Raw genomic sequence first — 24,901 nt, forward strand, 5'->3', positions numbered from 1 at the left:
TGTCAGGCCTGTGCGCGGAGGTCGCCGACCGCGTCCGGAACGGCGCGGAGCAGCGGTGAGGCGGAGATGGGAGCAGCGGTACGCCGACCTCGATCGGTGGCGGCGAGCGCGGCCGCCCGCGAGTGCGCGCGAGCGCCCATGACGGCGGCGGTGCGGGCCGGCACGCCCGCCGCGAGGAGCGCTCCGATCATGCCGGACAGCACGTCGCCGGACCCGGCCGTCGAGGACCAGGACGACCCCGCGTCGTCGACGGAGACGGTGCCGTCGGGATCCGCGATCACCGTCGCTCGCCCCTTGAGCAGCACCGTCACGTTCCAGTCGGCCGCGAGGGCGCGGACGGACCGGACACGATCGGGTCCGGGCGCGGACCCGGTGAGTCGCTCGAACTCTCCCGCGTGCGGTGTCAGTACGGTCGCCGACGAACGTCCGCGCACCAGCTCGGGTCGCTGCGACAGCACGGTCAGTCCGTCGGCGTCGACGAGGACCGGGACGTCGGACTCCAGGACGGAGCGCAGCCGGTCGGCCGCGTCGTCGTCGGTGCCGAAGCCGGGCCCTACCACCCAGGCCTGTACACGTCCTGCCTCGTCGACCGAACGGGCGGTGACCACCTCCGGGTAGTGATGCACCACCTCGGCGCCGCCCTGCCCGACGTAGCGGACCATGCCGGACGTCGCCGCCGCCGCAGCGCCCGTGCACAGCACGCCCGCGCCGGGATACTTCTCGCTGCCCGCCATGATGCCGGTGACGCCCTGGGAGTACTTGTCGTCCGCAGGTCCGGGTACCGGCCACGCGCGGCCTACCTCGCCGTCGTCGGGAGACGTGATCGTCGCGGCGTCCGGAACGAGGCCGATGTCGATCAGGTGCAGCTCGCCGCACCACGCGCTCGCGAGCACGTGCACCGGCTTGTAGGCGCCGAACGCCACCGTCACGGCGGCACGGACGGCGGGACCGTCGACGGCGCCCGTGTCCGGGTCGACACCCGACGGCAGGTCCGCAGCCACGACGGGGGCGGTGAGTCCGTCGACGATCGCGGCCGCGTCCGGTCGGAGCGATCCCCGCGCGGACAGGCCGACGATGCCGTCGATCACCAGATCGGGGTCGCCGGCCAGCGTCACCACACGTCCCGTGGCGGCCCGGAACGCCGCCAGTGCGGCGGGGTGGGCGCGATCGGGGCGGAGCAGCAGTGCCTCCACGGCGACGCCGCGCCGCCGTAGTTCGGCGCCGGCGAACAGCGCGTCGCCGCCGTTGTCCCCGGATCCGGCGAGAACGAGCACCCGTCTGCCGACCACCCCGCCGGTGCGGGCCCGGAGTTCACGAGCGACGACCGTCGCCAGTCCGTGGGCCGCGCGGCGCATCGCCGCGTACTCGGGCAGTCGGGCCAGCAGCGGGGCTTCCGCCGCTCGCACCTCGTCGGCGGTGTGGAAGTGACGCATGCGTCCCACGGTAGCGCCGACCGGCCACAATGCACGGCAGGTCTACCGTGGGAATCATGGCTCGCCTGACAACACTCGCGGCGACGATCGGAGTCACTGCCGCACTGGCACTGTCGCTCACATCGTGCACCGAGGACGCCCCCACCGCCGAACGTCCGACCGGGCCGAACGTCGTCACGGTCGCCGCGATGGCCTACTCCCCCGCCAGCGTCACCATCTCACCCGGCGACACCGTCACGTGGTTCTTCGACGACACCGGTGTCGCGCACAACGTGATCGGCATCGACGCGGCGTCCCGTCTGCTGCACAGCCCGATGATCTCGTCGGGTCAGTTCAGTCAGACGTTCGACGACCCCGGCACGTACCCGTACTTCTGCTCGGTGCACCCGAACATGACGGGCACCGTCATCGTCCGAGAGAGCTGATCACTCGACGGTGACCGACTTCGCGAGGTTGCGCGGCTTGTCCACGTCGTAGCCGCGCGCCTGCGCGACCTCGGCGGCGAACACCTGCAGCGGCACCGTCGACAGCAGCGGCTGCAGTAGTGACGGCGCGGCCGGGATCTCGATGAGGTGATCGGCGAACGGCCGCACCGTCTCGTCGCCCTCCTCGGCGATCACGACGGTCCGGGCGCCGCGCGCCTGGATCTCACGGATGTTGCTGAGCATCTTCGAGTGCAGCACCGCTCGGCCCTTCGGCGACGGCATCACGATGATCACGGGCAGGTCGTCCTCGATGAGGGCGATCGGACCGTGCTTGAGCTCGCCGGCGGCGAAGCCCTCGGCGTGCATGTACGCGAGCTCCTTGAGCTTGAGCGCACCCTCGAGAGCCACCGGGTAACCGACGTGGCGACCCAGGAACAGCACCGTCGGTGACGACGCCAACTCGCGGGCCAGGGCACGGACGGGCTCGACCGTCTCGAGCACCTTCCTCACCAGCTCCGGCATGGCCTCGAGATCCGCGTACTCCCGTGCGACCTCGTCCGGGTACTTGGTACCGCGAGCCTGCGCCAACGCCAGTCCGACCAGGTAGTTGGCCGTCACCTGGGCGAGGAACGCCTTGGTCGACGCGACACCGATCTCCGGTCCCGCCCGCGTGTAGAGCACCGCGTCGGCCTCGCGCGGGATCTGGGAACCGTTGGTGTTGCAGACGGCCAGGACTCGGGCCTTCTGCTCCTTCGCGTGCCGGACCGCCTCCAGCGTGTCGGCGGTCTCGCCCGACTGGGAGATGGCCACCACGAGTGTCGAGCGGTCGAGAACGGGGTCGCGGTAACGGAACTCGCTGGCCAGCTCCACCTCCACGGGGAGGCGCGTCCAGTGTTCGATCGCGTACTTCGCCAGCAGCCCGGAGTGGTACGCGCTGCCGCACGCGACGACGAACACCTTGTCGACGTCGCGCAGCTCCTGATCCGACAGTCGCTGCTCGTCGAGGACGATGCGACCGTCGGTGAAGTGTCCGAGGAGGGTGTCCGCGACCGCCGCGGGCTGCTCCTGGATCTCCTTCAACATGAAGTAGTCGTGACCGCCCTTCTCGGCGGCGGCGAGGTCCCAGTCGATGCGGAACGGACGCCCCTCGGCCTCGGACCCGTCGAAGTTCATGACGTCGTAACCGTCGGCGGTGATCACCACGACCTGGTCCTGCCCGAGCTCGACCGCGTCGCGCGTGTGCTCGATGAAGGCGGCGACATCGGACCCGACGAACATCTCGCCCTCGCCGACGCCGACGACCAACGGGGTGGAGCGACGGGCCGCGACGATGGTGTCGGGGTGATCGACGTGGGTGAACACGAGCGTGAAGGCGCCTTCGAGGCGCTGCAGCACCGCGAGGGCGCTCTGGACGAAGTCTCCGGCCGTGGGGCCCTCGTCGTAGGCGGCGGCGACCAGATGGACGGCCACCTCGGTGTCGGTGTCCGACTCGAACTCGACGCCTGCGTTCTCGAGCTCGGCGCGCAGCGGCGCGAAGTTCTCGATGATGCCGTTGTGCACGACGGCGACGCGGTCGGCGCGGTCGCGGTGCGGGTGGGCGTTGCGATCGGTGGGCCGTCCGTGGGTGGCCCACCGGGTGTGGCCGATCCCGCTGGTGCCGACGAAGGTGTCCCGCCCGAGTTCGTCCAGTTCGGCCTCGAGGTTGGCCAGTTTCCCGGCCTTGCGCTCGACGGCCATTCCCCCGGACCCGTCCAGGACGGCGATGCCGGCCGAGTCGTATCCGCGGTACTCCATCCGGCGCAACGCCTCCACCACCACCGGTAGCGCTCGACGATGTCCGACGTACCCGACGATTCCGCACATGGGACGACAGCCTACTTCGGCGCGGACGGCGCTCCGGCCGCCCGCACGTCGACGGCATGGCGAACTGCCGCGTCGACTACGGTCAGTGCTGTGCCGAAGACGCAGAAGTTGGTCGCCGACCTGACCAAGCGGGGTCCCCATCGCGTGCTGCGCGGTGACCTCGCTCTCGCGGGCCTGCCCGGTGTGATCTACACGCCCAGTGAGGGCACGGGACTGCCGGCGATCGCCTTCGCGCACGGCTGGATGACCGGCGCCTCGCACTACGACTCCACGCTGCGGCACCTCGCGTCGTGGGGCATCGTCGTCGTCGCGCCGAACACGCAGCGCGGACCGGTGCCCTCCCACAGTGCCCTGGCGCAGGATCTCCTCGTCGCGCTCGACGTGTGCACCGGCATCCGTCTCGGCACCGGCGACATCAGCGTGCACCCCGCCAAGCTCGGCCTGGTGGGCCATTCCATGGGCGCGGGCGCCGCGGTGATCGCCGCGGCTCAGCGATCGGACGTCGCCGCTCTCGGTGCGCTCTATCCGGCGCCCACCTCTCCGCGCGCCCTGTCGCCCGGCATCGCCGACGCGGTCACGGCGCCCGCTCTGGTTCTCGGCAGTCCCTCCGAACTGAACTCCCTCACCGCCGAGCCCGTCGCGCTCGCCGATGCGCTCGGTGGCCCCACCCTGCTCCGCGTGATCGACAAGTCGGAAGGTGACGGCATGGTCGAGGGCCGGAAGCTGCTCAGCTTCCTCGGCGTCGGCAACGCCCAGCCGAAGACTCGGCGCTCGGTGCAGGCACTGCTCACCGGCTTCCTCCTGCACCGCCTCGCGGGCGACGACACGTACTCCGACTTCTCCGATCCCGACGCCGTCGTCAAGGGCACCGAGGTGGTCGACCCGAACGCGCCGACCGCGGACGCCCCCAAGAAGGTCAGCGCGATCCGTCAGCTGAGCCACCTCGCCGGTCGCTGAGGCGCCGCCGGCGGAGCCTCGTCGCCGGCCACCGCCTCTGTGGGCGATCGCAGGATCACTCCGGCGCGACGCGGCACCACCCGCGCGGCCTCCGAGCGCTTCCGAGCCTCCTCGTCGATGGCCGCGAGGCGGGTCCGCACACGTCGCGTCGCCCGCCGGTGCTCCCGCACGACGGCGTCGATGATGTCCGCGGTGTTCTGCGAGTTCACAGCGGACCGGCTTCCGCGAGCTCGGGTCGCGCCGGCTCGCCGACCGTCGCTGCCTCACCGCTCGGGTCCGTGACCGGTTGCGGCGCAGCGGGTTCCGTGACACCACCGGATTCCACCGCAGTGGGAATGCAGTCCGGTGGTGCGACGACCGGGGCCTCGACGACCGGGGCCTCGACGACCGGGAGCCCTTCATCCGCTGCGTCCTGTTCGACTGCCTCCCGATGCGGCTCGTCCCGTTCCGCTGTGTCCGGGGTCTCGGACGACGGCTCCGACGGCTGATCCGATTGCGGCGCCGCCTCGTCCATCACCTCGGTGAGGACGGGCAGTCCGAGAGGCCCGGCAGCGAGAGCGAAGTGATGGGACTCCCCCGCCGCGTCGTGGGTGCGGATGTCCACAGCCCCGTCCGCGCCGAGGGCGACACTCACCCCGCGACCGTCGAGCTCCGCCTCGAGGTGACCGCGCTCGACGTTCTCGGCAGGCGCAGTCAGCGCCGCCTCCGGTGAGATCTGCGCCTCGGCGGGCGGTGGGTCGCACGGCGCCGCAGTCGACACCACCTCGGTCACCGCGTCCCGCACCGCCCGCCCGATCAGTTCGGCGAGCGGTGAGCGATCCTCGACGGGAGCGAGAGGCAGCGTCGCGGGCGGCTCCGCGACCACAGGAGAGGGCGCGACGGCGAGCGACGGCGGCTCGGGTGCAGCGGCCGGCGCCGTCACCGACGCCGGCGTGGTCGCTGCAGCCGGCACGGTGCCTTCCGCCGGCACACACTCGCACGCGTCGTCCTCGACGGACCGGTGACCACTCGGCCACGGGGAGCCGTCGATGTCCACCGCAGCGGCGCAGAGTGCCGCGTAGATCTCGGACACGGCGGTCTCCGTCGAGGTGCACAGTTCCTCGAATGCGGCCACACGCTCGGTCATCGCCGGCACGAACACGGTGTCCAACCACTCTCGGCATCGGGCTGCGACCGGTTCGAGCACCTCGGCCTGCCGCCGGCCGGGATCCGACGCGGACAGCAGCATCGCCTCGAGGCCCGGGAACACCGAGGCCAGCGTCTCCACCGCGTCGGGTGCGGATGCACCTCCGGCTCCGGCGATGGTGGCCGCGACCTGCGCTGCATCGCGACCGCCCACCTCGTCGGTGCGGAACGCGGAGGCGGCGATCGACTTGTCCTCGACGATCGCGTGCAACCCCGCCGACGCGGAGGCCATCGCTGAACCGATCGCCTCGAGCTGATCGGCGTGGCCGGCCGACCTCGCGCACTGCCGTCGAAGGAGGTCGAGCGCGGCGTCGGCGGCATCTCCCGACCAGGCCTGCCCCAACGACTCCGCTGCGTCGGACTGACGCCCGATCTCCGCGCGCGCCTCGGCCGCCGCGGCGCCGAGCCGGTCGGCGTCAGCCCGGAGAGCCTCGGTGTCGAGTCCGCGTTGCTCGTCGTAGCGAGCGCAGAGCGCGACGTGGGTCGTGGTCATCGGCGCGCCGCTCGCTCCGACCAGCGGGAGGAACGTCGCGAAGAACGTCAGGCCCTCACTCCCGAGATCCAGCAGACCGTCGATCGTCGACGGCACCGGTGCGGTCACCGGTCACCTCGCTGTGCCGGCACACCCGGCGCCGCGACGCGCAGGGCGGTGACATCGTCGAGCGACACCGAGCCGTCGATCGACGCCCGCAGGGCGGCCGACGTCGCAGCGGTGGCGTCCGACCAGGACCGCAGGCCCTCCGACAACCGCCCGAGGCTGTCCTGCAGGGCGGCCGCCTCCGCCCGGTGGTTCCGGCCCGCCGACTCGACACCGAACAGACCGCCCACACCGCGCTCGGCGGACCTTCGTACGGCTGTCGCGGACTCCTCGAGGGCCGCGATCGCCGCCCGGGCTGCCCCCTCGTCCAGCGTCGTTCCGCCTCGCGACGTTCCACTGGCCATGTCGTCCCTTCCGAAGTGATGCACGAGAGCGCGATCCCCACAGATCAGACGCACCGCCGCTCCCCCGCGTTCCCGCGAAACGGCAGCCGTCGGTGGGCACGGCCGGTAGGACCGGTAACCTCCGAATTCACAGGTGAGTAACACACACTTCGGCGATCAGGGAGCCCCATGCGCATCGGTATGCAATTGAACTACTCGGGCGGGTTCAGCGAGACGGTCGAGGAGGTCGGGGCCCTGGAGAGGGCGGGAATGGACATCGCGTTCATTCCCGAGGCGTACTCGTTCGACGCGGTGAGCCAGATCGGCTTCCTCGCGGCGAAGACCTCGACGATCCAGCTGGCATCGGGCATCTTCCAGATCTACACCCGCACGCCGTCGCTGCTCGCGATGACTGCCGCCGGTCTCGACTACGTCTCCGGCGGACGATTCGTGATGGGTATCGGCGCGTCCGGCCCCCAGGTGATCGAGGGATTCCACGGCGTCAAGTACGACGCCCCGCTCGGCCGCACCCGCGAGATCATCGAGATCTGCCGCCAGGTGTGGCGCCGCGAGAAGGTGCAGTTCGAGGGCAAGTACTACCAGATTCCGCTGCCCGCCGATCAGGGCACGGGTCTGGGCAAGCCGCTCAAGCTCATCAATCATCCTGTGCGAGCCGACATTCCGATCGTCATCGCGTCACTCGGACCCAAGAACGTCGCGCTCACCGCCGAGCTGGCCCAGGGCTGGGAGCCCATCTTCTTCCATCCGGAGAAGGCCGAGTCGGTGTGGGGCGAGTCGCTCGCGGCCGGTAAGGCGAAGCGCGACCCGTCTCTGGGTGAGCTGGACGTCTACGCCAGCCCCGCCGTGGCCATCGGCGACGACGCCGACCAGTTCCTTCCGTGGATCAAGCCCCAGCTCGCGCTCTACATAGGTGGCATGGGCGCCAAGGGCAAGAACTTCTACAACGACCTCGCGGTGCGGTACGGGTACGAGGCGGAGGCAGAGAAGATCCAGGACCTCTACCTGGCCGGCAAGAAGGAGGAGGCCACGGCCGCCGTTCCCGACGAGCTGGTCCGGTCGATCTCGCTGATCGGCACCGAGAGCTACGTCAAGGAGCGCCTCGCCGCCTTCGAGTCCGCGGGTGTGACCACACTGAACATCCACCCCATCGCAGCCGACACCGCTGGCCGCGTGGGTCAGGTGGAGCAGCTCAAGGCCCTCATCGGCTGACGGGCCGAGACGTCAGCCGACGGCGCCGACCACATCCGCGATGTGGTCGGCGAGCCGGCGGGCGGTGTCTGCAGTGTCCGCTTCCACCATCACGCGGACGAGCTGCTCGGTTCCCGAGGGACGCAACAGCACTCGCCCCTCTCGTCCGAGCTCGTCCTCTGCACGGGTCACCGCGTCCTGCACGAGCGGAGCCGACGTCGCGGCGGACTTGTCCTGCACGGGCACGTTGATCAGCACCTGGGGCAGCGTGCGCATGACGGACGCGAGGTCCTTGAGGGTGCGTCCCGTCTCGGCCATCCTGGCCATGATCTGCAGGCCCGTCAGCACACCGTCACCGGTGGTGCCGAAGGCGGGCAGGACGATGTGCCCCGACTGCTCACCGCCGAGTCCGTAATTGCCGGCGCGCAGTTCTTCGAGAACGTAGCGATCGCCGACAGCGGTGGTGCGCACCGTGATTCCGGCGTCACGCATCGCGATGTGCAGTCCGAGATTGCTCATGACGGTGGCGACCAGCGTGTCGTCGGGAAGCTCGCCGCGCTGGTGCATCGCGATCGCGAGGATCGCCATGATCGCGTCCCCGTCGACCACGGCGCCGCTCGCGTCCACTGCGAGACAGCGGTCCGCGTCGCCGTCGTGGGCGAGTCCGAGGTCTGCGCCGTGCTCGACGACGGCCTTCTGCACCACGTCGAGGTGAGTGGACCCGCATCCGTCGTTGATGTTGAGGCCGTCCGGGTCGGCGTTGATGGCGATCACGGTCGCACCCGCGGCGCGGTAGGCGTCCGGCGCGGCGGTCGAGGCGGCTCCGTGAGCGCAGTCCACGACGACGGTGATGCCGTCGAGGCGTCGGGTGACGATGGTCGCGAGATGGCTCTCGTAGCGGGCGAGGGCGTCCGGGGCCTGTCGCACGCGGCCGATGGCGGCACCGACGGGGCCCGTGGCGGGCGCGTCGAGCAACGCTTCGATGCGGTCCTCCTGGTCGTCGTCCAACTTGTGGCCGCCGGCCGCGAAGAACTTGATGCCGTTGTCGGGCATCGCGTTGTGCGATGCGGAGATCATGACGCCGAGCTGCGCGTCGTAGTCGTCGGTCAAGTAGGCCAGGGCCGGGGTGGGGACGACACCGACCGTGAGGACGTCGACTCCGGCGGAGGACAGTCCGGCCACGATCGCGGCTTCGAGCATCTCGCCGCTCGCGCGCGGGTCCCGTCCGACCACGGCCAGGGGGCGGGTGGTCGACGAGGCGACCTCGCCGAGCACCGCTGCGGCGGCACGGCCGAGTCGTAGTGCGAGGTCTGCCGTCACCTCCTCGTTCGCCAGTCCCCGAACTCCGTCGGTACCGAACAACCGGGCCATGACAGTTACCTCTTCCGAGCAGGTGGAGCGAATGCAGGTGCCGTGACACGAAGCAGGCGCCCGCGGCGGTCCGAGGACCAGCCGGAGCGCCTGCTTCTCCAGAAGTGCTGAGATCAGCGCTTCGAGTACTGCGATGCCTTACGAGCCTTCTTCAGGCCGTACTTCTTGCGCTCCACGGCACGCGGGTCACGCGTGAGGAAGCCGGCCTTCTTGAGGGCGGGGCGATCGTCCGGGGTGACCTCGATGAGGGCACGGGCGATGGCGAGACGCAGGGCGCCTGCCTGGCCGGACGGGCCGCCACCGTGCAGGAGGGCGACGATGTCGAAGCCGTCCGCACGCTCGACGGTGACGAACGGGGACTTGATGAGCTGCTGGTGCACCTTGTTGGGGAAGTAGTCCTCGAGGGTGCGGCCGTTGAGCTTGAAGTCGCCCGAGCCGGGGGTCATGCGCACGCGCACGACGGCTTCCTTACGACGACCGACCGTGGTGACGGGGCGATCGATGTAGATGGCGGGACGAGCGGCGGCCTCGATGTCGGCGACGACCTCGGGCTCCTCGACGGAGACGAACTCGTCGGCGATCTCGACGGAGTCACCGATGGGGACGGTCTCTTCGGCCGTCTCGGTCACGACGTTCTCTTCGGGAGCGGTCACTGGGACACCTGCTTGATCTCGTACGGGACGGGCTGCTGAGCCGTGTGGGGGTGATCGGGACCTGCGTAGACCTTGAGCTTGCCGGCGATCTGGTTGCCGAGCTTGGTCTTGGGGATCATGCCCTTGATGGCCTTTTCCACGACGCGGTCGGGGTTCTTGTCCAGAACCTCACCGATGCTGCGCGCACGGAGACCGCCCGGGAAGCCCGAGTGGTGGTAGTGGAACTTGTCGGTCCGCTTGTTGCCGCTGATCGCGACCTTCTCAGCGTTGATGACGATGACGAAGTCTCCGCCGTCGAGGTTGGGGGAATACGTGGGCTTGTGCTTGCCACGCAGCAGAGTTGCTGCCTGGACTGCGAGGCGGCCGAGAACGACGTCGGTGGCGTCGATCACGTGCCAGGTCCGGGTGACATCCCCGGCCTTTTGGCTGTACGTGGACACAGAACTTCCTTGTCTCATCGCTGATGGTGCTGGCCAGGCGCGTGGTCGATCGTCTCGGCGGCCAGTGGAGACCCGAGGGACCGGTATCGGTCGTGCATGACGACTCGATGTACCGAACGCCAACGGTGTACCTTACCGGCCCACGTACTGGCAGGTCAAAACCCCTCGACCGTCATCGCCGACGAGAGGTGCACTCGATGCAGCGGCGAGCAGTCGGCAGCGCCTCGAGGCGGGGGTCGGAGATCGCCCCGCCGCACACCTCGCACTGTCCGTAGGTGCCGCGCTCGATCCGCATCTCCGCGTCGTCGAGTTCGCGCAGTTCCTCCCGCGCCTCTCTCGACATCGATGCGATGGCGGCGCGCTCGAACGCGATGGTCGACCCCTCAGGATCGTGCTCGTCGTCGTCCGTGGTCCACCGGGACCCTTCGACGATGGCCTGGTGCTGTCGTGCGAGCGACACGATGCGGGCCTCGGTGAGCGCACGTTCCGCCGCGACCCGGCTGCGGGCGATCGCCCGAGCCGCGTGGTCGCGGTCGCTCGGGTCGGTGACGGGCTGATCCGGCTGTGTCATGACGACGTCCAGTATCCGCCCCGCGCCGCCCGGAGTCGTACGGACCGTCGGAGATGGGCAACCGGACACCCCCCACGCCCCGGTTGCCCACCTCGTCCGTGATCAGGCGAACATTCCCCGGTTCGCCGCCTCGCGTGCCTGCATGTCGGCGTTGCCCTGACCGACGGCACTGCCGACCGCCTCGAGAACCTGATTGAGCTCCAGGGCCGCCGAGTCCCACTGGCGCTGCTTGTCCTGGTACGACTCCGACGCCGTGCCTTCCCATTCCGCCACCAGCGGCGAGATGATCTGGCGCAGTTCGTCGAGCTTGCTGTTGAGAGTGGCCTGCTTCGCGTCGATCTGAGCAGTGACCTGGTCGATGGCACCGAACACGTATCTCATGGTGAACGTCCTTCCTGACGTGAGTGATGGGCAGATCGGATGATCGGCGGGTCAGAGGTTGAGCGAACCGCCCGCGGCGGTGACGGTGCGCGTGTTGTCGTCGTCGGCAGCGCCGTAGGCGGTCCCGCTCGACTTGATGGCGTCCCCGATCGAACCCAGCGCGAGTTGCAACTTGTTCGCGCTGCCGTCCCAGCTGGTCATGACGTTCTGGAACGCGATCGCCGCCGCGCCTTCCCAACTCCCTCCGACGGCCTGGACGTCGCCACGCAGCTGGTCCAGCAGCGCCTTGATCTCGAGCGTCAGCTGGTCCACCTTCCCTGCGGTGACGTGCATCGTCTCGACGGTGGTCTTCATCTGCGACATGGTCTCTCGATCCCCCCTCGGTGTGGTCCGGGCCGGTACCCGGAACTTCCCCTGCACCTCCTTCGACGCGACGACTCGGCGAACGGTTCCGTCTCCGCCACCGCGTCACCCGACGACGAGGGACGCGAGGACCGCGGTGCAGACCTCCGCCATCACGGGGTTCGCGGCCTCGGTGCTCTGACAGCCGAGACTCGTCTGCTCCCCCGGTGACACGATCACCGTCCACGCCACCGTCGAGCCGTCGGACGCCTTCTCGGTGTAGACGAGCGCGGGACGATCGGATACGTCCGACCGTCGATCGAGCCCGCCGAGTCGATCGGGTGCGGCGTCGACCCCGGCCGACAGGGTGGCCTGCACGTCGGAGAGTCCGACGCCCACACCGAGTTCGCGGACCACCAGCACAAGTCGCATGCCGGCGGGTGCGTCGGGACGGATCTCGACCCGCTCCGTACCCGGCTCGACATGCCACCCCACCGGCACGATCAGGTGTGTTCCGGCGATCGAGAAGTCGGTACCGGCGGGGGCGCTCGTCGTCGTCGCGGCGGCCGGCTCGGTGGTGGGCGCGGTGGGTCGAGTGGGCCCGGCCGGGACCATGGACGGTTCTGCGGCTCGTGGTCGCTCCGTCGCAGGCGCGGGCGACTGTCCGCTGGTCAGTGCCGCGACGCCGATGCTGACGCACACCACCGCGGTCGCCACCGCTGCCACCAGGACCGGCCGTCGGGTCGTGCGCCGACGGTCCACGGCCGCCGCGGCGGCTCGTTCGGCCAGCCACGCGCCCGTCCTACCGGGCGTGAGCTCGGCCGGTACGGACGTTGTGACGGGCGGAACCGGGAGGGGGCTCGCGCCCGCGCTCGGGACCACGGCTGCCGCCATCTCCTCGTCGTCCACCGTCACCACCGTCAGATCGCTCATCTCGTCGAGTACGGCTCGCGGCAAGGTGTCATTCGTGCCGTGCACGACGAGTCGGCAGGCCGGCGCGGCAGCGAGAACTCCGTCCACCGCGGCACGAGTGCGCGACACCGTCAGCTCGTCGTCCCCTCCGATCGTGGGGTCGGTCAGAACACAGTCCACGACGTCGCTGCTGATGGCCGTACTCACCACGGTCGAGACCGTGGTGCGGTGCGGTGTGCGGTCGAGAACCACTGTTCGGCAGCGTGATCCACCGCACGGGCAGGGCCGGGCCGACTGCGCCGCGTCCCGCGCGACGAGCGCCGACGACACGAGGAGGACGTCACGCGCGAGGGGGCGCGCGGCCGCGGTGAGGACGCTGCAGCGCACGGCTCCCCAGTGCGGTGGGTGCACCAGCACAAGGTCGTGGTCCCCACCGTGCACCCCCGCATCGCGCAGAGCGTCGGTGAACATCTCGGACACCATCGTCGACACCTCGACCTCGTGTCCGTCGGCGAGAGTGACGACGCGGTCGTCGATGTGGCCGAGGACGTCCACGGACGCGGAACCGTCTGCGGGAGTTCTCGACAGCACCCCGAACCGTGAACACCACACCGCGTCCACGGTCGTGACGAGCCCGACGGGCGACGTCACCGCTCGTCCGGCGCGGTCTCGCACAGCGCGGTCTGCACCAGTGTCGCCGTTCCGCGCCCGACCAGCACACCGCGTCCGGGTGGGAGTTCGGACGGACGGACGGAGCCGAGCAGGACGCCCTCCTCTCGGCTCCCGCTCATCACCAGTCCCGGTGATGCCAGGTCCTTGAGCCTCGCGAGGACCGGTTCGTACAGTGCCCGAGCGGATCCGCCGCACCGACGTGCGACGACGAGATGCAGACCGACGTCCCGCGCCTGCGACAGCAGTTCCAGCAACTCGGTCAGCGGGTTTCCGTGCGGCGTGACGACGAGGTCGTAGTCGTCGACGACCACGACGATCTCGGGACCGGTCCACCAGGATCTCGCAGCGAGTTCGCGACGAGTGGTGTCCGGTCCCGGACGGCGGGCACGCAGGTAGGTCGCGAGTTCGGCGACCATCGTCGTGGCCTGCTCGGCCGTGGACGCGTGACCGGCGAGCCGATCGGACGGGATGTCGCCCAGCAGGGTTCGTCGGTAGTCGACGGCGAGGATTCTCAGCGACGTGGCGTCGTTGGCCTGCGCGAGCGAACGGCAGATCGATCGCAGCAGACTGGTCTTCCCGCAGCCCGAGTCGCCGAGGACGAGAAGGTGCGGATGCTCGGCCAGATCCAGAACGACCGGCGCGAGATCGTTCTCGTCGACACCCACCGGCACGGTGGCGACGAATGTCCCCGAGGCGGACGGTGGCCACCACGCCGACACGGACGACAGAAGGTCGTCGCGCTCGAGTCGACGCGGTAACAGTCGCACCGGGGGCGTCGGTGCGTCACCCCGCCACCGGTGGACCGACTCGGCGATCGCGCGGTCGGTCCCGTGTCCGAGATCGTCCGTGTCGGCGATGCCGTCGACACGCGGGAGCGCGACGAGCAGATGCAACCCGTCCGGGGTGATGCCTCGACCGGGCCGACGCGTCGGGACGTGCATCGCCCGTGCTCGGCCGATGTCCGAGTCCGACGGATCACCCATGCGCAGTTCGACTCTCGTGGTGACGGCATCCTTCACCGCGGGACGGAGCTCGGCCCACCGACTCGCGGCGAGGACGACGTGCACCCCGTAGGAGAGTCCGCTCGACACCAGCTGGTGCAGGGACGGTTCGAGGGCCTCGAACTCGGCTCGGATGGTGCTCCACCCGTCGACGACCAGAACGATGTCCGGCACCGGCGGTGCACTGTCTCCACCCGACTCTCGCCTGCGCCGCGCGTCGGCCATCGACCGGATCTCGCCGGTGCGGAACAACTCCTCGCGGCGTCGAACGGTTCCGACCACGTCGGCGACGATGCGTCGCACGGCGTCCGCCTCCGAGCGGACCGCGACGGATCCGACGTGAGGAAGGCCTACCAGCCGTCCGACGGATCCACCGCCGAAGTCCAGGATGTGGAACTGCACGTGGTGCGGGGAGTACCGCAGAGCCAGATCGAGGACGAGCGTGCAGAGCGCGGTGGACTTGCCGGACTGCGGTCCCCCGACGATCGCCACGTGCCCGGACGCACCGGTGAGGTCGAGTTCGAGTGCATCGCGTCGCTGGTCGTACGGCCGGTCGACCAGTGCGACCACGGCGCGCAGTGACCCCGCCGCGTCAGGCCGGTCACCGCCGAGCGCCGTGTCCGGTGAAACCGAGTCGAGTGTGACGGGCCGGTCCAACGGCGGTAGCCACACCCGGTGTGCGGGACGCCCGTGACCGCGCACTCGCGCGACGACGGCGGAGAGGATGGTGCCGCCGTCCGACGACTCGGACGGAGACGGCGGTTCGCCCGCCGGTTCGAGGGCGGTCTCGTCGAGCAGCGGCACCGGCGCCGCCGTGAAGAGACGGGGCCCGGTCGAGCCTGCGCCGACCGAGAGCGCTGCGGGCTCGTCGCTCCGCAGACGGGGACCCGAGACGTACATCGCGGTGAAGCGCACCAGCTCGCTGGAGTCCGTTCTGAGGAACCCCACTCCCGGACCCCCGGTCACGTGATGCGCGTCGGCGACACCCAGAACCGATCGAGATTCGGAGGCCGAGAACGTCTTCAGACCGATGCGGTAGGAGAGATGACTGTCGAGTCCGCGCAGCCGACCCTCGTCGAGCCGCTGGCTCGCCAGCAACAGATGGATGTGCAGCGAGCGCCCGAGTCGCCCGATCGCGACGAAGAGCTCGGCGAACTCCGGGAACCGGGTCAGCAGTTCGGAGAACTCGTCGACGACGACGAAGAGCGCCGGTAGAGGCGCGAGTGCGGCACCACCCTCGCGCGCACGGGTGTAATCGGAGACGTTCGCGTAATTGCCGGCGGCCCTGAGCAGTTCCTGCCGTCGAGTCATCTCGCCCGCGAGCGCGTCGCGCATCCGCTCGACCATCTGCGCTTCCTCGGACAGATTGGTGATGACGGCCGCGACGTGAGGCGCCGATTCCAGTCCGAGAAACGTGGCCCCACCCTTGAAGTCGACGAGGACGAGATTCAGGACGTCGGGCGGGTGCGTCGCGACGAGTCCGAGCACCAGCGTCCGCAACAGTTCCGACTTTCCCGATCCCGTGGCGCCGATACAGAGTCCGTGCGGTCCCATACCCCCCTCGGCGGCCTCCTTCAGGTCGAGCTCGACGACGCGACCGTCGTCGTCGAGTCCGAACGGGACGCGCAGTCGCGACCGCCCGGAACGGGAGGACCAGGCGACGCCGGGGTCGAGACTGTCGGGAGACGTCATGCCGGGCAGGTGTTCCCATGCTCGGACGCGCGGGCCACCCTCCGCCCGCACGACGGTGTCGCCCGTCCGGAATCGAGCGAGTCCCCGCGCCACCACGGCGGCGGTGACCACCTCCACACCGTCCGCGGTACCGAACATCTCGACTCCGGCCGCGCTCCGTGCGCCGAGCGCAGGCCTGTCCGCGCCGTCGCCGACGACCAGGACGAGTGTGCGATTCGCGGTGCCGTCCCGGCCCGCACCGGACACGGTCAGGACCGTCACGTCCCCGCCCCTCGTCACGGTCTCCCATGTCTCGGCATCCTCGACACCGTCCTCGGCACCGCGATCCACGACCACGATGCGATGGGGCCGCGCACCGGTCGACGAGTCTGCCGCCGGGACGGCGAGGTCCCGCGCTGCCTCCGCCGGCGATCCGAAGGTCAGCCGCCGTCGCCCGCCACCGTCCGACGCGGTCTCGTCCCCGTGGTGCGGCAACCACTTCGTCCAGTCCCACGTCGCCGCGATGCAGTCGTCCACGACGACCACCACACTGATGTCGTCCGGACTGTGGAAAGTGCACGCCTGCAACACCATCGAGCGCACGAGCGCTCTCGCCGCCTCGACGGGGCCGTCGACACCGATCACGGAGAACGCGCGCAACGAGACCGCGGTGGGAAGGTCCGACACGATGGCATGGGTCCGGACGAACGAGCGCAGGAGGGCGGCCGACACCGGCTCGAGACCCTCGGGCGGACCCGTGTCGGGTGTAACGAGGCGAGTGGCGAGTCGTTGGTCGCCCACGCCCACCCGCAGATGGACGAAGTCGTCGTCTGTCGACCGCCTCTCCCACATGCGTGAGGTTCCGGCGAACGAGGACAGCGTCGACGGATCAGGATGGGAGAAGGCCAGTGCCTCGTGCTGCGCCGACGCCGTCGACCGGACCCGCTCGCGCATCGCACCGAGGTACGTCAGATAGTCCTTGCGCGATTCGTCGAGTTCGGCCGTCCGTGGCCCGCCTCCGCGGCCCCCACCGGCGAACATCCCCAGCATGGACACCACCATCATGGCCGGGAACAGCAGCGTCATCGGGTTGGCGGCCGCGCCCGACGTGATCATGAGGGCAACCATGCCGACCATCGCGACCACCATGACCAGAGGCAGCATCTTCAGGAGCGGGTTCCCCGGGACCACCCGCGGAATCTCCGGTGGCGGCTCCATCTCGACGGTGCCGCCCGGCACCCGCGGCGCGTCCTCGCGCGGCGGTCGACCATGGACCACCCGCGTGTCCACCGCCGCCGCGTACTCGCCCTCACGTCCGACCACCACGTCCACCCCCCAGTGGCTCGCCGCCCCGTTCGGCGAGTCGGGTCAGACCGTAGCGCCGGACGCCGACGACCGGGAGGGAAGACGACGAGGGTTGTGGACGAACCCTCGTGCCTGTGCATATCGCGAGGCGATGTCACCGAACTGACCTATAGTGCTCGCACGACCCGCGGTGCGACCGCGGGAAGAGAGTTCGGGGGGACTTTCGATGACCATCGCGCCGACCGCTGCGCCGCTGTCCACGACGCGCGAATCCGCTGTACGCCGGATCGAGCCGGCCGTGCTGCGCATCACCGTGATCACGGGGGACGTCGAGGTGGACGTCTCGGTTCCCGGCGGAGTCGCCGTCGCCGCGACGGTGCCCGCTCTGACGGCGCTGATCGACGAGCGCGCGGACTCGGATCGTTCGCCGGGCCCACGGTCGCTCTCGACGATGGTGGGAGTGCCGCTCGACGCGCGTCTCTCGTTGCTGGACAACGGTGTTCGGGACGGCGACGTGCTGGTTCTCCACCGCGGACGAGAGTCCTCACCGCCGGTCTTCGACGATCTGACGGAGGCGGTGGCCGTTCTCTGCAACGGCCACTCGTGGACCCGGTCCGACTCGGTCGTCGCAGCCACCGTCGTGTCGACGGCGGCACTGGCGACCGCGGGATGGACCGCGACGAGAACGAGCGGAGTCCCTGCGGCAGCGAGTCTCGCCGTCCTCGCGCTGCTCACCGTCGTGGCCGCGTGTGTGTGCACCGCGGCGCGCGTCCCCTCGGCCCTGAGCTTCGGTCTCAGGTCGACCGGGTGTCTCCTCGCGTTCGCCGCGGGCACGATGCTCGTTCCCGGCCAGGATGCCGCGGCCGACGCAGTGCTCGGATTCGCGCTGAGCGCGGCGGCGTCCGTCGTCACCTCGATGGTCGCCGGCCGCGAGGGACGCGCCACGTTCACCGCGGTGTCGACCGTGAGCCTCGTGGGCGCCGTCGCCGCTGCTGTCGAGGCGCTGAGTGACGTGCCCACCGTGACGATCGCGGCGGTCACCGCCGGCGTGTGCACCCTGGCGCTCACCCGCGCCCCGCGACTGTCGGCCGCACGAGCCGGAATACGCCTTCCCCCGGTACCACTCGCCGATGCCGGCGCTCGTCTCGACCACCCGGGACACGAGGGACCGCCGACGCGGCCGTCGGAAGCCGCCCTCGTCGCCGCACACGAGTCCGCTCTCGCCGACGTCGACGTCGTCGCGGAACGTGCTCGCACAGCTCAGCAGTACCTGACCGGCTACACGACGGGGTTGTCCCTGCTCGCCTCGATGGGGGCGATCGTCGTGGCCACGCACGACATCGCCGCGACCGTCGATCCGGGCAGACTCGCTGCCGCTGCCGCGATCGCCTCCGTCCTGTGCTGCCGGGGCCGCGTGGGTGTCGATCGTCTGCGCTGCGCCTTCGCTGTCACCGCGGGTGTCGCGGTCGTCCTCGTCGTCCTCGCAGTCGGTGCGTCCACACGTGCCGACCTGTGGCCGTGGTGGACCGGGGCTGCGGTGGCGGTCGGCGTCCTCGCGATACTGATCGGTGTCGTCGCGCCGGGTCGGCGATTCTCCCCCGTCGCGCGCCGGGCGGCCGAACTGGCCGAACTCGCCGTCGTGGTCTCGATCGTTCCTCTCGTCTGTCTCGTCGTCGGGGCCTACTCGGCAGCGCGCGGCCTGTGACGGCTCAGCGACGACCAGGGGTGACCGCATGTCTCGTCGCAGCAATGGTCGTTCTGGCCCTGCCCACGACGGGTACGGCAGCCGCGGACACACCGTTGATCGATCCCGGACTGCTCCCCGAGCCGGCTGCCGCGGCCCCGTCCGAACCGACCGAGCAGCGCACCCGGTGCGCGGCCGTCTCCGAGGCGCCCGTGACGTCGGTGGTACCCGCGGCTCAGAGGACGCTCCGGTTCTCGGACGTGTGGAGCCTCACCCGAGGCGCCGGTCAGATCATCGCCGTCATCGACACCGGGGTCGCACCACATCCGCTCCTCCCGACTCTGCGCGCCGGCGGCGACTACGTCTCGACGGGCGACGGGCTCGAGGACTGCGATGCACACGGCACCGTCGTCGCCGGACTCATCGCTGCTCGGCCGGTCGCGGGATCCGGCTTCGCCGGCGGAGCGCCGGACGCCACGATCCTCTCCATTCGTCAGTCCAGTGCAGCCTTCGCCGCGACGTCCTCCGAGCGGGAGGCCGACGAGAACGGTTCCACCTCCGCGGGGTACGGCGACGTCGAGTCGATGGCTGCGGCGATCCGCACCGCTGTCGACGCGGGCGCGGACGTCGTCAACATCTCGGAGGTCGCCTGTGCGAGCGCTGGATCGTCGATGGGCGACGGCGCACTGGGAGCCGCCGTGCGGTACGCCGCGGTGGACAGGGATGCCGTGATCGTCACAGCTGCGGGGAATCTGGACGGCCGTCGGTGCCGGACGCAGAACGACCTCATCCGCGGCATCGACGGACGAGACACGGCGTTGCCGGTGACTCTCGCGTCGCCGGCGTGGTTCGACGAGTACGTCCTCACCGTGGGGTCGCTGGACCTGGACGGGCAGCCGTCGTCGTTCAGCTTGAACGGGCCGTGGGTCGACGTCGCGGCTCCGGGTACCGAGGTCACGTCCCTCGGTGCCACGGGTACCGGTCTGGCCGACGGCACCCTCGACGACGAGGGGCGCCGAACAGCCTTCACGGGAACGAGTTTCGCCACACCGTTCGTCTCCGCGACGGCCGCCCTGGTGCGGGCGCGTCATCCGGAGCTGTCCGCGGCAGATGTCGTCGACCGCATCGTGACGACGGCGCACTCACCGGCAGGTGACTGGGACTCGGCTGTCGGCCACGGCAGTCTGGATCCGGTGGCGGCGGTGACGGGCAGCGCGGTCGCACGGGGTGAGGACGCGTCCGTGCGACTGTCCCCGCGCACGACACCTCCGGTCACCGACCGTCGCGACGCACTACTCGCCCTGGCGTCCTCCGTCGGGATCCTGCTGCTCGTGTCCGGCGCACTGGCGGTACGCGCGGTGGTCCGGCGTCAGGACCCGTCGTGACCCACACGGGCCGCATCGACGGTCAGCGCCGGACCGGTCGGCAGCAGTCCCACGACGGGCCACGGCGCCGGTGCCGGATCGCCGAGTCCGAGTGCCTCCGCGTCCTGCGTGAACGGGACGCCGAAGCGGGTTCCCGTGTCGGCGACGTAGAAGGCGGAATCGCGGCGCGGGTCGTCGGCGGCCTGCCCGGTGGTGGCGACGTACAGCCCGGACCCCGGTGCCACGAAGAAGGTGTCCAGCCCATCCCCTGCACCGTCCGCCCCGGCCAGCGCCACGGCGCGCGCGTCGGCAGTCGCACCGATCGTCATCCTCGTCTGCGCCCCGCGCCCCGTCGACTCGTCCGGCCCGACCCACTCCACGCAGGTGGCGTCGCCGCCCGTCACGATGATCGGTGGTCGCTCCGGAAACGTGTCGACCGCCAGAGGTGCAGCGGTTCTCGGAGCCCGAGCGATCACATCGGGCGGGACGGCGTCGACACCCACCCGGCCGGCCGAATCGGAGAAGCGCAGCAGCTGCGCGGTGGCCGCTCCGATCGCCTGCACGCCGTCCTGCAGAACGACGTAGTGCTCGCTGCGATCCCCGAGATCGACCGTCACCACGGATCCGACGGGCCGACCCCCGATCGAATACGGGGCAGCAGCGCCCGACCCGATCACCGTGGGGGTCACGATCTCCGGCGCTTCGGGCACCGCGTCGAAGAGCCCCGCCGACACCGGAGTGGGTACCGCGTCCTCAAGGCCGAGGGCTCGGGTCACGGCGGTGTTCTGCAGGTCCACCCGTGCGCGCACCTGTCCGTGCACCAGGTAGTCGACGCCGTCGCGGCGCCACACCAGCGCGTCGTCGGGGTCGAGTGCGTGACGCGGTGCGACGGACTGCGTCCCCACCGGTTCGACGGTCACATCGGTCGTGCCGCTGTCCGACTCCTCGCACACGGACCAGACCATCGCACCAGTCGTGACCGGAAGCGCCTGCGGCGCACCGCCGATACCGATCACGGCGCCTCGGGCGCGTCGAGCGATCTCGTCCGGACCGACCGCGGTGGGCTCGTCCGGCCGACCGACGAACAACCGGGCGGACGCCAGATCGGACGCGGGGTGGAGCGTGTCGTCCTCGACGACGTACAGAGCGCCGCTCTCGTCGTCCAGCACGATCACGGCATCACCGATACGTGCGGCCGGTCGGACGAAGGCGAGCGCGGCGCAACCGGCGAGGATCAGGACCGCCACGACGACGCCGACCCCGGAGGCCCGCGCCGTCGATCGCAGCGGTTCGTGCCGCATCGACGTGTCACCCAGGACCAGTGCGTGATCGAGCCGTCTCACAGAGAACCGATGCGCACCGATCTGCCATCGCGTGGTCGGTGTTCCTGCCATCGATATCCCCTGCCCTCGGTGCCGCGGCGACGCGGCCCGGCCCCCCGCCGGACACGCCGGACCCGATGGAGGGGTCCCGCGTGAGGGCACAGTACAACGACCGCAGAGAAGGAGCCATGGTGTCCGAGACTCGCCCGGGGATGACGGCCGCACGCGACGTCGTGGTGTCGCAGGCAGTGGCGCTCGGCGTGGCCGTCGCGCTCACGACGTCGGGAGTGCCTGCACGATGGGCGATCACGGCCGCAGTGGTCGTCGTGATCGGACTCTGCCTCCCCCGGGACGGGCGTCCTGTCGTGGGTCACCTCTCGGCGTGGCCACGGCTTCTCGCGCATCGACCGGTACCCGCGCGCACGGTGCTGTCGTTCGATCGTCCCGGCGGTCCGATCGGTGTGGTGTGGAACGGATCCGACCTGACGATCGTCGCGGAACTCCACGTCGAACCGGCTGCGGCCGGATGGTCGACGGTCGGCTCACGCGGTGCGACACCCGATGCCGTGGTGCCGCTCCGCGACCTCGTCGACCGACTGTCGCAGGGCACGGACGCGCCCACCCACCTGGGTGTCACCTCCGTCGGCACGCGTCCGGCACGGGGTCGCCGCGCCGCGGACTCCTACCTGTCCATGGCCGGACCGCTCGCGTCGGTGGCGCGGCGGCGAACCTTCCTCTCCCTCTCGACCGATGTCCACGAGGGTGAGACGGCCGCGGCGCGTCGGGGCGGAACTGCTGCGGGGTCGGTGCAGATGCTCGCCACGACCATGGCCCGACTGCAGCACGTCCTGCGCACCCACGGTCTCGTGGGCAGCCTTCTCACCGCCGATCAGATCCGTGCGGCGGATCTTCTGGTGACGAGTGGGGCTCCCCTCCGTCACGTCCGTCCGCAGTGGCGCTTCGCCCGGCTCGGCGGATCGACCTGGCGCTCCCGGCGGCTCGCACCGTCCGCCTGGACCGCGGCGGCGGTCGACTCGATCGGCGATCACGACGCGGACGTCACGAGTCTCGCCGTCCGGGCGGCTCTCTCGACCACCACCGAAGCGACGGCGACCTACGGCTACTTGTCGGCCGAATCTCCGCAGCGCCGATCGATCCGGGTCGCGGGGTCCAGCACGCTCGACGGCCTGCATCGACAGGGCCTGGAGGACGTCCTCGTGTCGACCGCCCGGCCGGCGACGCCCACGCACCCCGTCGAGGGAGCGCAGTGGAGCACCCTCGTGCTGCCGGTCGCGGGATGCGGTCAGGTCGTCGGTGTCGACTCCGACGGAACCACGGTCACCGCACGACTGTTCGGAAGGGACGTCCACACCGTCGACGTCCACGGCGAGCTGTACGTGGTCCACCAGATCGTCTTCCGCGCCGTGGCCGTCGGTGCGGTGGTCCTGGTGATGACCGACCGACCCCATGCATGGCGCCATCTCGCCGTCGCGGTCGCGGATTCGGGCACCCTCTCGGTGGTGACTCCCGTGTCGGACGTCGAGTCCGGCACCGCGGTGGATCTGGTGGTCGCCGATCATGCCGGAGACAGACCGACTCCGGTACCGGGAACGGTGCTGCGGGTGAACCCTGCCTCGTCGACCGGCGGGACCGACATCGTCATCGACCAGTCCCCGGACGTCACCGACGAGGTGTCCCTGACGATGGCGTCGCGGAGCATCACCCTGCGGCTCGTCACCACCGCGGCCGAGACCGAGGCCATCGGTCGACCGCGGGGTCTCCCACGACCGGGCTCAGCCGCGCGGGTAGGGCTGACCGGCGCCCTCTGACCACCACAGCAACTGATCGATCATCCGCTGTGCGCCATCGATCGCGGCACCGTCGGACGTCTCACCGTGCGCGTCGAACGCCTTCTTCACTCGGGGGAACAGCACGGCGTCGCGCACGGATGCCATGTGCAGCTCCGCGACCACCAGACGCAGCTGCTCCACAGCGCGCACTCCCCCGGCCGTGCCGCCGTAGGAGACGAAACCCACCGGCTTGCCACGCCATTCGAGCTTCACCGAGTCCAGTGCCAATTTCAGCGATGCCGGGCAACCGTGGTTGTACTCGGGAGTGACGAGCACGAAGGCATCGCAGCCGTCCACCCAGCGCGTCAGCTCGTCGACACCGGGGCCACCCGAGAGATCCATCGGCAGAACGACATCCGCGAGGTCGAGTACCCGGACCTCGAATCGCCCGTCCGCCGACGCGCGGCGCACGAACCACTGAGCCACTGTGGGGCCGATACGCCCCGTCCGGACCGAGCCGATGATCACGCCGAGAACAGGAGCCATGCCCTCGAGGCTAACCGCAGCAGGCTCCGGGCAACGACCGCGTTGCCCGGGTCGTGCGACTGCGATCGGCCAGCTCCGTATCGGCCGGGTAGTCGACGCGCACCAGCGACAGTCCGTGAGCAGGGGCCACGGTGATGGAGCTGGACCTGGCATCGCTGGACAACAGGCCGCGTACCCACGTGAGGTCCCGGCGTCCTTCGCCCACCGCCAGCATCGCCCCGACCAGGGAACGCACCATCGACCAGCAGAACGCGTCCGCGCTCACGTGCGCGGTGAGATCGTCGCCGTCCCGCACCCAGTCGAAGCGCTGCAGCTCCCGCACGGTGGTGGCACCGTCACGGCGCTTGCAGAAGGCGACGAAATCGTGGAGGCCGACGAGGGTCGACGATGCCTCCTGCATCGCCGCCACGTCGAGTGTGCGGGTCCACGGCACCACGAAACCCGCTCGGAGGGGCGGAGTTCCGTAGGGCGCGGTGGACAATCGATACTCGTAGTGCCGCCGCAGTGCGGAGAACCGGGCGTCGAAATCGTCGGACACGAACGTCACACGCAGGACGCGGACGTCCGTCGGCAGGAAACGCGCGAGTCGCCGCACCAGCAACGACGGGTCGGGTGCGCGGTCGGGATCGCGAGGATCGATGCGGGCCAACGCGGTTCGCGGCACGTCGACGTGGGCGACCTGGCCCTCGGCGTGCACGCCGGCGTCGGTACGTCCGGCGACCGTGAGTTCGAGTGGGGTACCGAAGATGGCGGACAGTCGCTGCTCGAGCACACCGCACACGGTCCGTTGGTCGCGTTGTCGAGCCCAGCCGGCGAAGGCAGTGCCGTCGTAGGCGACATCGAGACGCAAACGGGCGAGCCCGCCACCCCCGAAAGGGGTGAC

The 24,901-nt window shown here is 70.4% G+C and carries 22 protein-coding genes; 6 read left to right on the top strand and 16 right to left on the bottom strand.

What is annotated here, in order from left to right; genetic code table 11:
* Window positions 1-2: 2 nt before the first annotated feature.
* Window positions 3-1,433: an NAD(P)H-hydrate dehydratase gene (locus OHB23_RS17480; RefSeq protein ID WP_328810016.1), complete on the bottom strand. Its 1,431-nt coding sequence runs from the start codon at window positions 1,431-1,433 to the stop codon at window positions 3-5.
* A gap of 56 nt (window positions 1,434-1,489) precedes the next feature.
* Here OHB23_RS17480 and OHB23_RS17485 point away from each other — a divergent pair, with 56 nt between their 5' ends.
* Complete coding sequence (locus OHB23_RS17485; protein WP_037184149.1) at window positions 1,490-1,858, top strand: plastocyanin/azurin family copper-binding protein; 369 nt, start codon at window positions 1,490-1,492, stop codon at window positions 1,856-1,858.
* On the opposite strand, the gene glmS is transcribed toward OHB23_RS17485, so the two are convergent.
* Entirely contained in the window at window positions 1,859-3,721 is a 1,863-nt protein-coding gene (gene glmS / locus OHB23_RS17490; RefSeq protein ID WP_222627330.1) for a glutamine--fructose-6-phosphate transaminase (isomerizing), read from the bottom strand.
* A 90-nt stretch (window positions 3,722-3,811) separates the two neighbouring features.
* Here glmS and OHB23_RS17495 point away from each other — a divergent pair, with 90 nt between their 5' ends.
* Window positions 3,812-4,678 carry a dienelactone hydrolase family protein gene (locus tag OHB23_RS17495; protein WP_027503804.1) on the top strand — a complete coding sequence of 289 codons (867 nt, stop codon included), beginning with the start codon at window positions 3,812-3,814 and terminating at the stop codon, window positions 4,676-4,678.
* On the opposite strand, the gene OHB23_RS17500 is transcribed toward OHB23_RS17495, so the two are convergent.
* Genes OHB23_RS17500 through OHB23_RS17510 form a run of 3 tightly spaced genes read right to left on the bottom strand, consistent with a single transcriptional unit; the run spans window position 4,651 to window position 6,805 of the window.
* On the bottom strand, window positions 4,651-4,887 hold the full coding sequence (locus tag OHB23_RS17500; protein WP_222627333.1) for a hypothetical protein: 237 nt from the start codon (window positions 4,885-4,887) through the stop codon (window positions 4,651-4,653). The genes OHB23_RS17495 and OHB23_RS17500 overlap by 28 nt on opposite strands.
* Complete coding sequence (locus OHB23_RS17505; RefSeq protein ID WP_328810017.1) at window positions 4,884-6,464, bottom strand: hypothetical protein; 1,581 nt, start codon at window positions 6,462-6,464, stop codon at window positions 4,884-4,886. Before OHB23_RS17505 ends, OHB23_RS17500 begins: the two co-directional genes overlap by 4 nt.
* Window positions 6,461-6,805: a hypothetical protein gene (locus OHB23_RS17510; RefSeq protein ID WP_222627337.1), complete on the bottom strand. Its 345-nt coding sequence runs from the start codon at window positions 6,803-6,805 to the stop codon at window positions 6,461-6,463. Before OHB23_RS17510 ends, OHB23_RS17505 begins: the two co-directional genes overlap by 4 nt.
* Before the next feature lie 168 nt (window positions 6,806-6,973).
* Here OHB23_RS17510 and OHB23_RS17515 point away from each other — a divergent pair, with 168 nt between their 5' ends.
* Window positions 6,974-8,014 (top strand): LLM class F420-dependent oxidoreductase, encoded by a 1,041-nt coding sequence (locus OHB23_RS17515; RefSeq protein ID WP_222627338.1) that lies wholly within the window; start codon window positions 6,974-6,976, stop codon window positions 8,012-8,014.
* A 12-nt stretch (window positions 8,015-8,026) separates the two neighbouring features.
* On the opposite strand, the gene glmM is transcribed toward OHB23_RS17515, so the two are convergent.
* The 8 genes from glmM to eccCa all read right to left on the bottom strand — a co-directional run bounded on the left by glmM (window position 8,027) and on the right by eccCa (window position 17,225).
* On the bottom strand, window positions 8,027-9,364 hold the full coding sequence (glmM, locus tag OHB23_RS17520) for a phosphoglucosamine mutase (protein ID WP_328810018.1): 1,338 nt from the start codon (window positions 9,362-9,364) through the stop codon (window positions 8,027-8,029).
* Window positions 9,365-9,477: 113 nt separating this feature from the next.
* Window positions 9,478-9,963 carry a 30S ribosomal protein S9 gene (gene rpsI, locus OHB23_RS17525; RefSeq protein ID WP_371831715.1) on the bottom strand — a complete coding sequence of 162 codons (486 nt, stop codon included), beginning with the start codon at window positions 9,961-9,963 and terminating at the stop codon, window positions 9,478-9,480.
* 50 nt (window positions 9,964-10,013) lie between these two features.
* Entirely contained in the window at window positions 10,014-10,457 is a 444-nt protein-coding gene (gene rplM, locus OHB23_RS17530; RefSeq protein ID WP_027503810.1) for a 50S ribosomal protein L13, read from the bottom strand.
* A gap of 172 nt (window positions 10,458-10,629) precedes the next feature.
* Window positions 10,630-11,028: a TraR/DksA family transcriptional regulator gene (locus tag OHB23_RS17535; RefSeq protein WP_222650302.1), complete on the bottom strand. Its 399-nt coding sequence runs from the start codon at window positions 11,026-11,028 to the stop codon at window positions 10,630-10,632.
* A gap of 102 nt (window positions 11,029-11,130) precedes the next feature.
* A complete protein-coding gene (locus OHB23_RS17540) occupies window positions 11,131-11,409 on the bottom strand; it encodes a WXG100 family type VII secretion target (protein WP_027503812.1) in 279 nt (92 codons plus the stop codon).
* A gap of 51 nt (window positions 11,410-11,460) precedes the next feature.
* Window positions 11,461-11,763: a WXG100 family type VII secretion target gene (locus tag OHB23_RS17545; protein WP_162246747.1), complete on the bottom strand. Its 303-nt coding sequence runs from the start codon at window positions 11,761-11,763 to the stop codon at window positions 11,461-11,463.
* A 114-nt stretch (window positions 11,764-11,877) separates the two neighbouring features.
* Complete coding sequence (locus OHB23_RS17550; protein ID WP_328810019.1) at window positions 11,878-13,314, bottom strand: type VII secretion-associated protein; 1,437 nt, start codon at window positions 13,312-13,314, stop codon at window positions 11,878-11,880.
* The gene (gene eccCa / locus OHB23_RS17555; RefSeq protein ID WP_328811673.1) at window positions 13,311-17,225 is read right to left on the bottom strand and encodes a type VII secretion protein EccCa; all 3,915 of its coding nucleotides are present in this window, start codon (window positions 17,223-17,225) and stop codon (window positions 13,311-13,313) included. Before eccCa ends, OHB23_RS17550 begins: the two co-directional genes overlap by 4 nt.
* Window positions 17,226-17,538: 313 nt before the next feature.
* On the opposite strand from eccCa, the gene eccD reads away from it, so the two are divergent.
* Together eccD and mycP are read left to right on the top strand one after the other, a co-directional pair.
* The gene (gene eccD / locus OHB23_RS17560) at window positions 17,539-19,017 is read left to right on the top strand and encodes a type VII secretion integral membrane protein EccD (protein ID WP_328810020.1); all 1,479 of its coding nucleotides are present in this window, start codon (window positions 17,539-17,541) and stop codon (window positions 19,015-19,017) included.
* A gap of 44 nt (window positions 19,018-19,061) precedes the next feature.
* Window positions 19,062-20,381 (top strand): type VII secretion-associated serine protease mycosin, encoded by a 1,320-nt coding sequence (gene mycP / locus OHB23_RS17565; RefSeq protein ID WP_328810021.1) that lies wholly within the window; start codon window positions 19,062-19,064, stop codon window positions 20,379-20,381.
* On the opposite strand, the gene eccB is transcribed toward mycP, so the two are convergent.
* Window positions 20,366-21,754, bottom strand: coding sequence for a type VII secretion protein EccB (gene eccB, locus OHB23_RS17570; RefSeq protein ID WP_328810022.1), 1,389 nt, complete (start codon window positions 21,752-21,754; stop codon window positions 20,366-20,368). The two genes, mycP and eccB, sit on opposite strands and share 16 nt — an antisense overlap.
* A gap of 116 nt (window positions 21,755-21,870) precedes the next feature.
* Here eccB and OHB23_RS17575 point away from each other — a divergent pair, with 116 nt between their 5' ends.
* Window positions 21,871-23,511 carry a type VII secretion protein EccE gene (locus OHB23_RS17575; RefSeq protein WP_328810023.1) on the top strand — a complete coding sequence of 547 codons (1,641 nt, stop codon included), beginning with the start codon at window positions 21,871-21,873 and terminating at the stop codon, window positions 23,509-23,511.
* On the opposite strand, the gene OHB23_RS17580 is transcribed toward OHB23_RS17575, so the two are convergent.
* Together OHB23_RS17580 and truA are read right to left on the bottom strand one after the other, a co-directional pair.
* The gene (locus OHB23_RS17580) at window positions 23,476-24,018 is read right to left on the bottom strand and encodes an NADPH-dependent FMN reductase (RefSeq protein ID WP_328810025.1); all 543 of its coding nucleotides are present in this window, start codon (window positions 24,016-24,018) and stop codon (window positions 23,476-23,478) included. The two genes, OHB23_RS17575 and OHB23_RS17580, sit on opposite strands and share 36 nt — an antisense overlap.
* 10 nt (window positions 24,019-24,028) lie before the next feature.
* Complete coding sequence (gene truA / locus OHB23_RS17585; RefSeq protein ID WP_222650508.1) at window positions 24,029-24,868, bottom strand: tRNA pseudouridine(38-40) synthase TruA; 840 nt, start codon at window positions 24,866-24,868, stop codon at window positions 24,029-24,031.
* Between the last annotated feature and the right edge of the window lie 33 nt (window positions 24,869-24,901).

This window comes from Rhodococcus sp. NBC_00294, from assembly GCF_036163995.1.
Taxonomy (GTDB): Bacteria; Actinomycetota; Actinomycetes; order Mycobacteriales; family Mycobacteriaceae; genus Rhodococcoides.

Excerpts from the sequence above, each read along its gene's own strand:
- OHB23_RS17480 (WP_328810016.1), bottom strand. The coding sequence starts at position 1,433 with ATGCGTCACTTCCACACCGCCGACGAGGTGCGAGCGGCGGAAGCCCCG.
- OHB23_RS17485 (WP_037184149.1), top strand. The coding sequence starts at position 1,490 with ATGGCTCGCCTGACAACACTCGCGGCGACGATCGGAGTCACTGCCGCA.
- glmS (WP_222627330.1), bottom strand. The coding sequence starts at position 3,721 with ATGTGCGGAATCGTCGGGTACGTCGGACATCGTCGAGCGCTACCGGTG.
- OHB23_RS17510 (WP_222627337.1), bottom strand. The coding sequence starts at position 6,805 with ATGGCCAGTGGAACGTCGCGAGGCGGAACGACGCTGGACGAGGGGGCA.
- OHB23_RS17515 (WP_222627338.1), top strand. The coding sequence starts at position 6,974 with ATGCGCATCGGTATGCAATTGAACTACTCGGGCGGGTTCAGCGAGACG.
- glmM (WP_328810018.1), bottom strand. The coding sequence starts at position 9,364 with ATGGCCCGGTTGTTCGGTACCGACGGAGTTCGGGGACTGGCGAACGAG.
- OHB23_RS17535 (WP_222650302.1), bottom strand. The coding sequence starts at position 11,028 with ATGACACAGCCGGATCAGCCCGTCACCGACCCGAGCGACCGCGACCAC.
- OHB23_RS17540 (WP_027503812.1), bottom strand. The coding sequence starts at position 11,409 with ATGAGATACGTGTTCGGTGCCATCGACCAGGTCACTGCTCAGATCGAC.
- OHB23_RS17545 (WP_162246747.1), bottom strand. The coding sequence starts at position 11,763 with ATGAAGACCACCGTCGAGACGATGCACGTCACCGCAGGGAAGGTGGAC.
- eccCa (WP_328811673.1), bottom strand. The coding sequence starts at position 17,225 with ATGGAGCCGCCACCGGAGATTCCGCGGGTGGTCCCGGGGAACCCGCTC.
- eccD (WP_328810020.1), top strand. The coding sequence starts at position 17,539 with ATGACCATCGCGCCGACCGCTGCGCCGCTGTCCACGACGCGCGAATCC.
- mycP (WP_328810021.1), top strand. The coding sequence starts at position 19,062 with ATGGTCGTTCTGGCCCTGCCCACGACGGGTACGGCAGCCGCGGACACA.
- eccB (WP_328810022.1), bottom strand. The coding sequence starts at position 21,754 with ATGGCAGGAACACCGACCACGCGATGGCAGATCGGTGCGCATCGGTTC.
- OHB23_RS17575 (WP_328810023.1), top strand. The coding sequence starts at position 21,871 with ATGGTGTCCGAGACTCGCCCGGGGATGACGGCCGCACGCGACGTCGTG.
- OHB23_RS17580 (WP_328810025.1), bottom strand. The coding sequence starts at position 24,018 with ATGGCTCCTGTTCTCGGCGTGATCATCGGCTCGGTCCGGACGGGGCGT.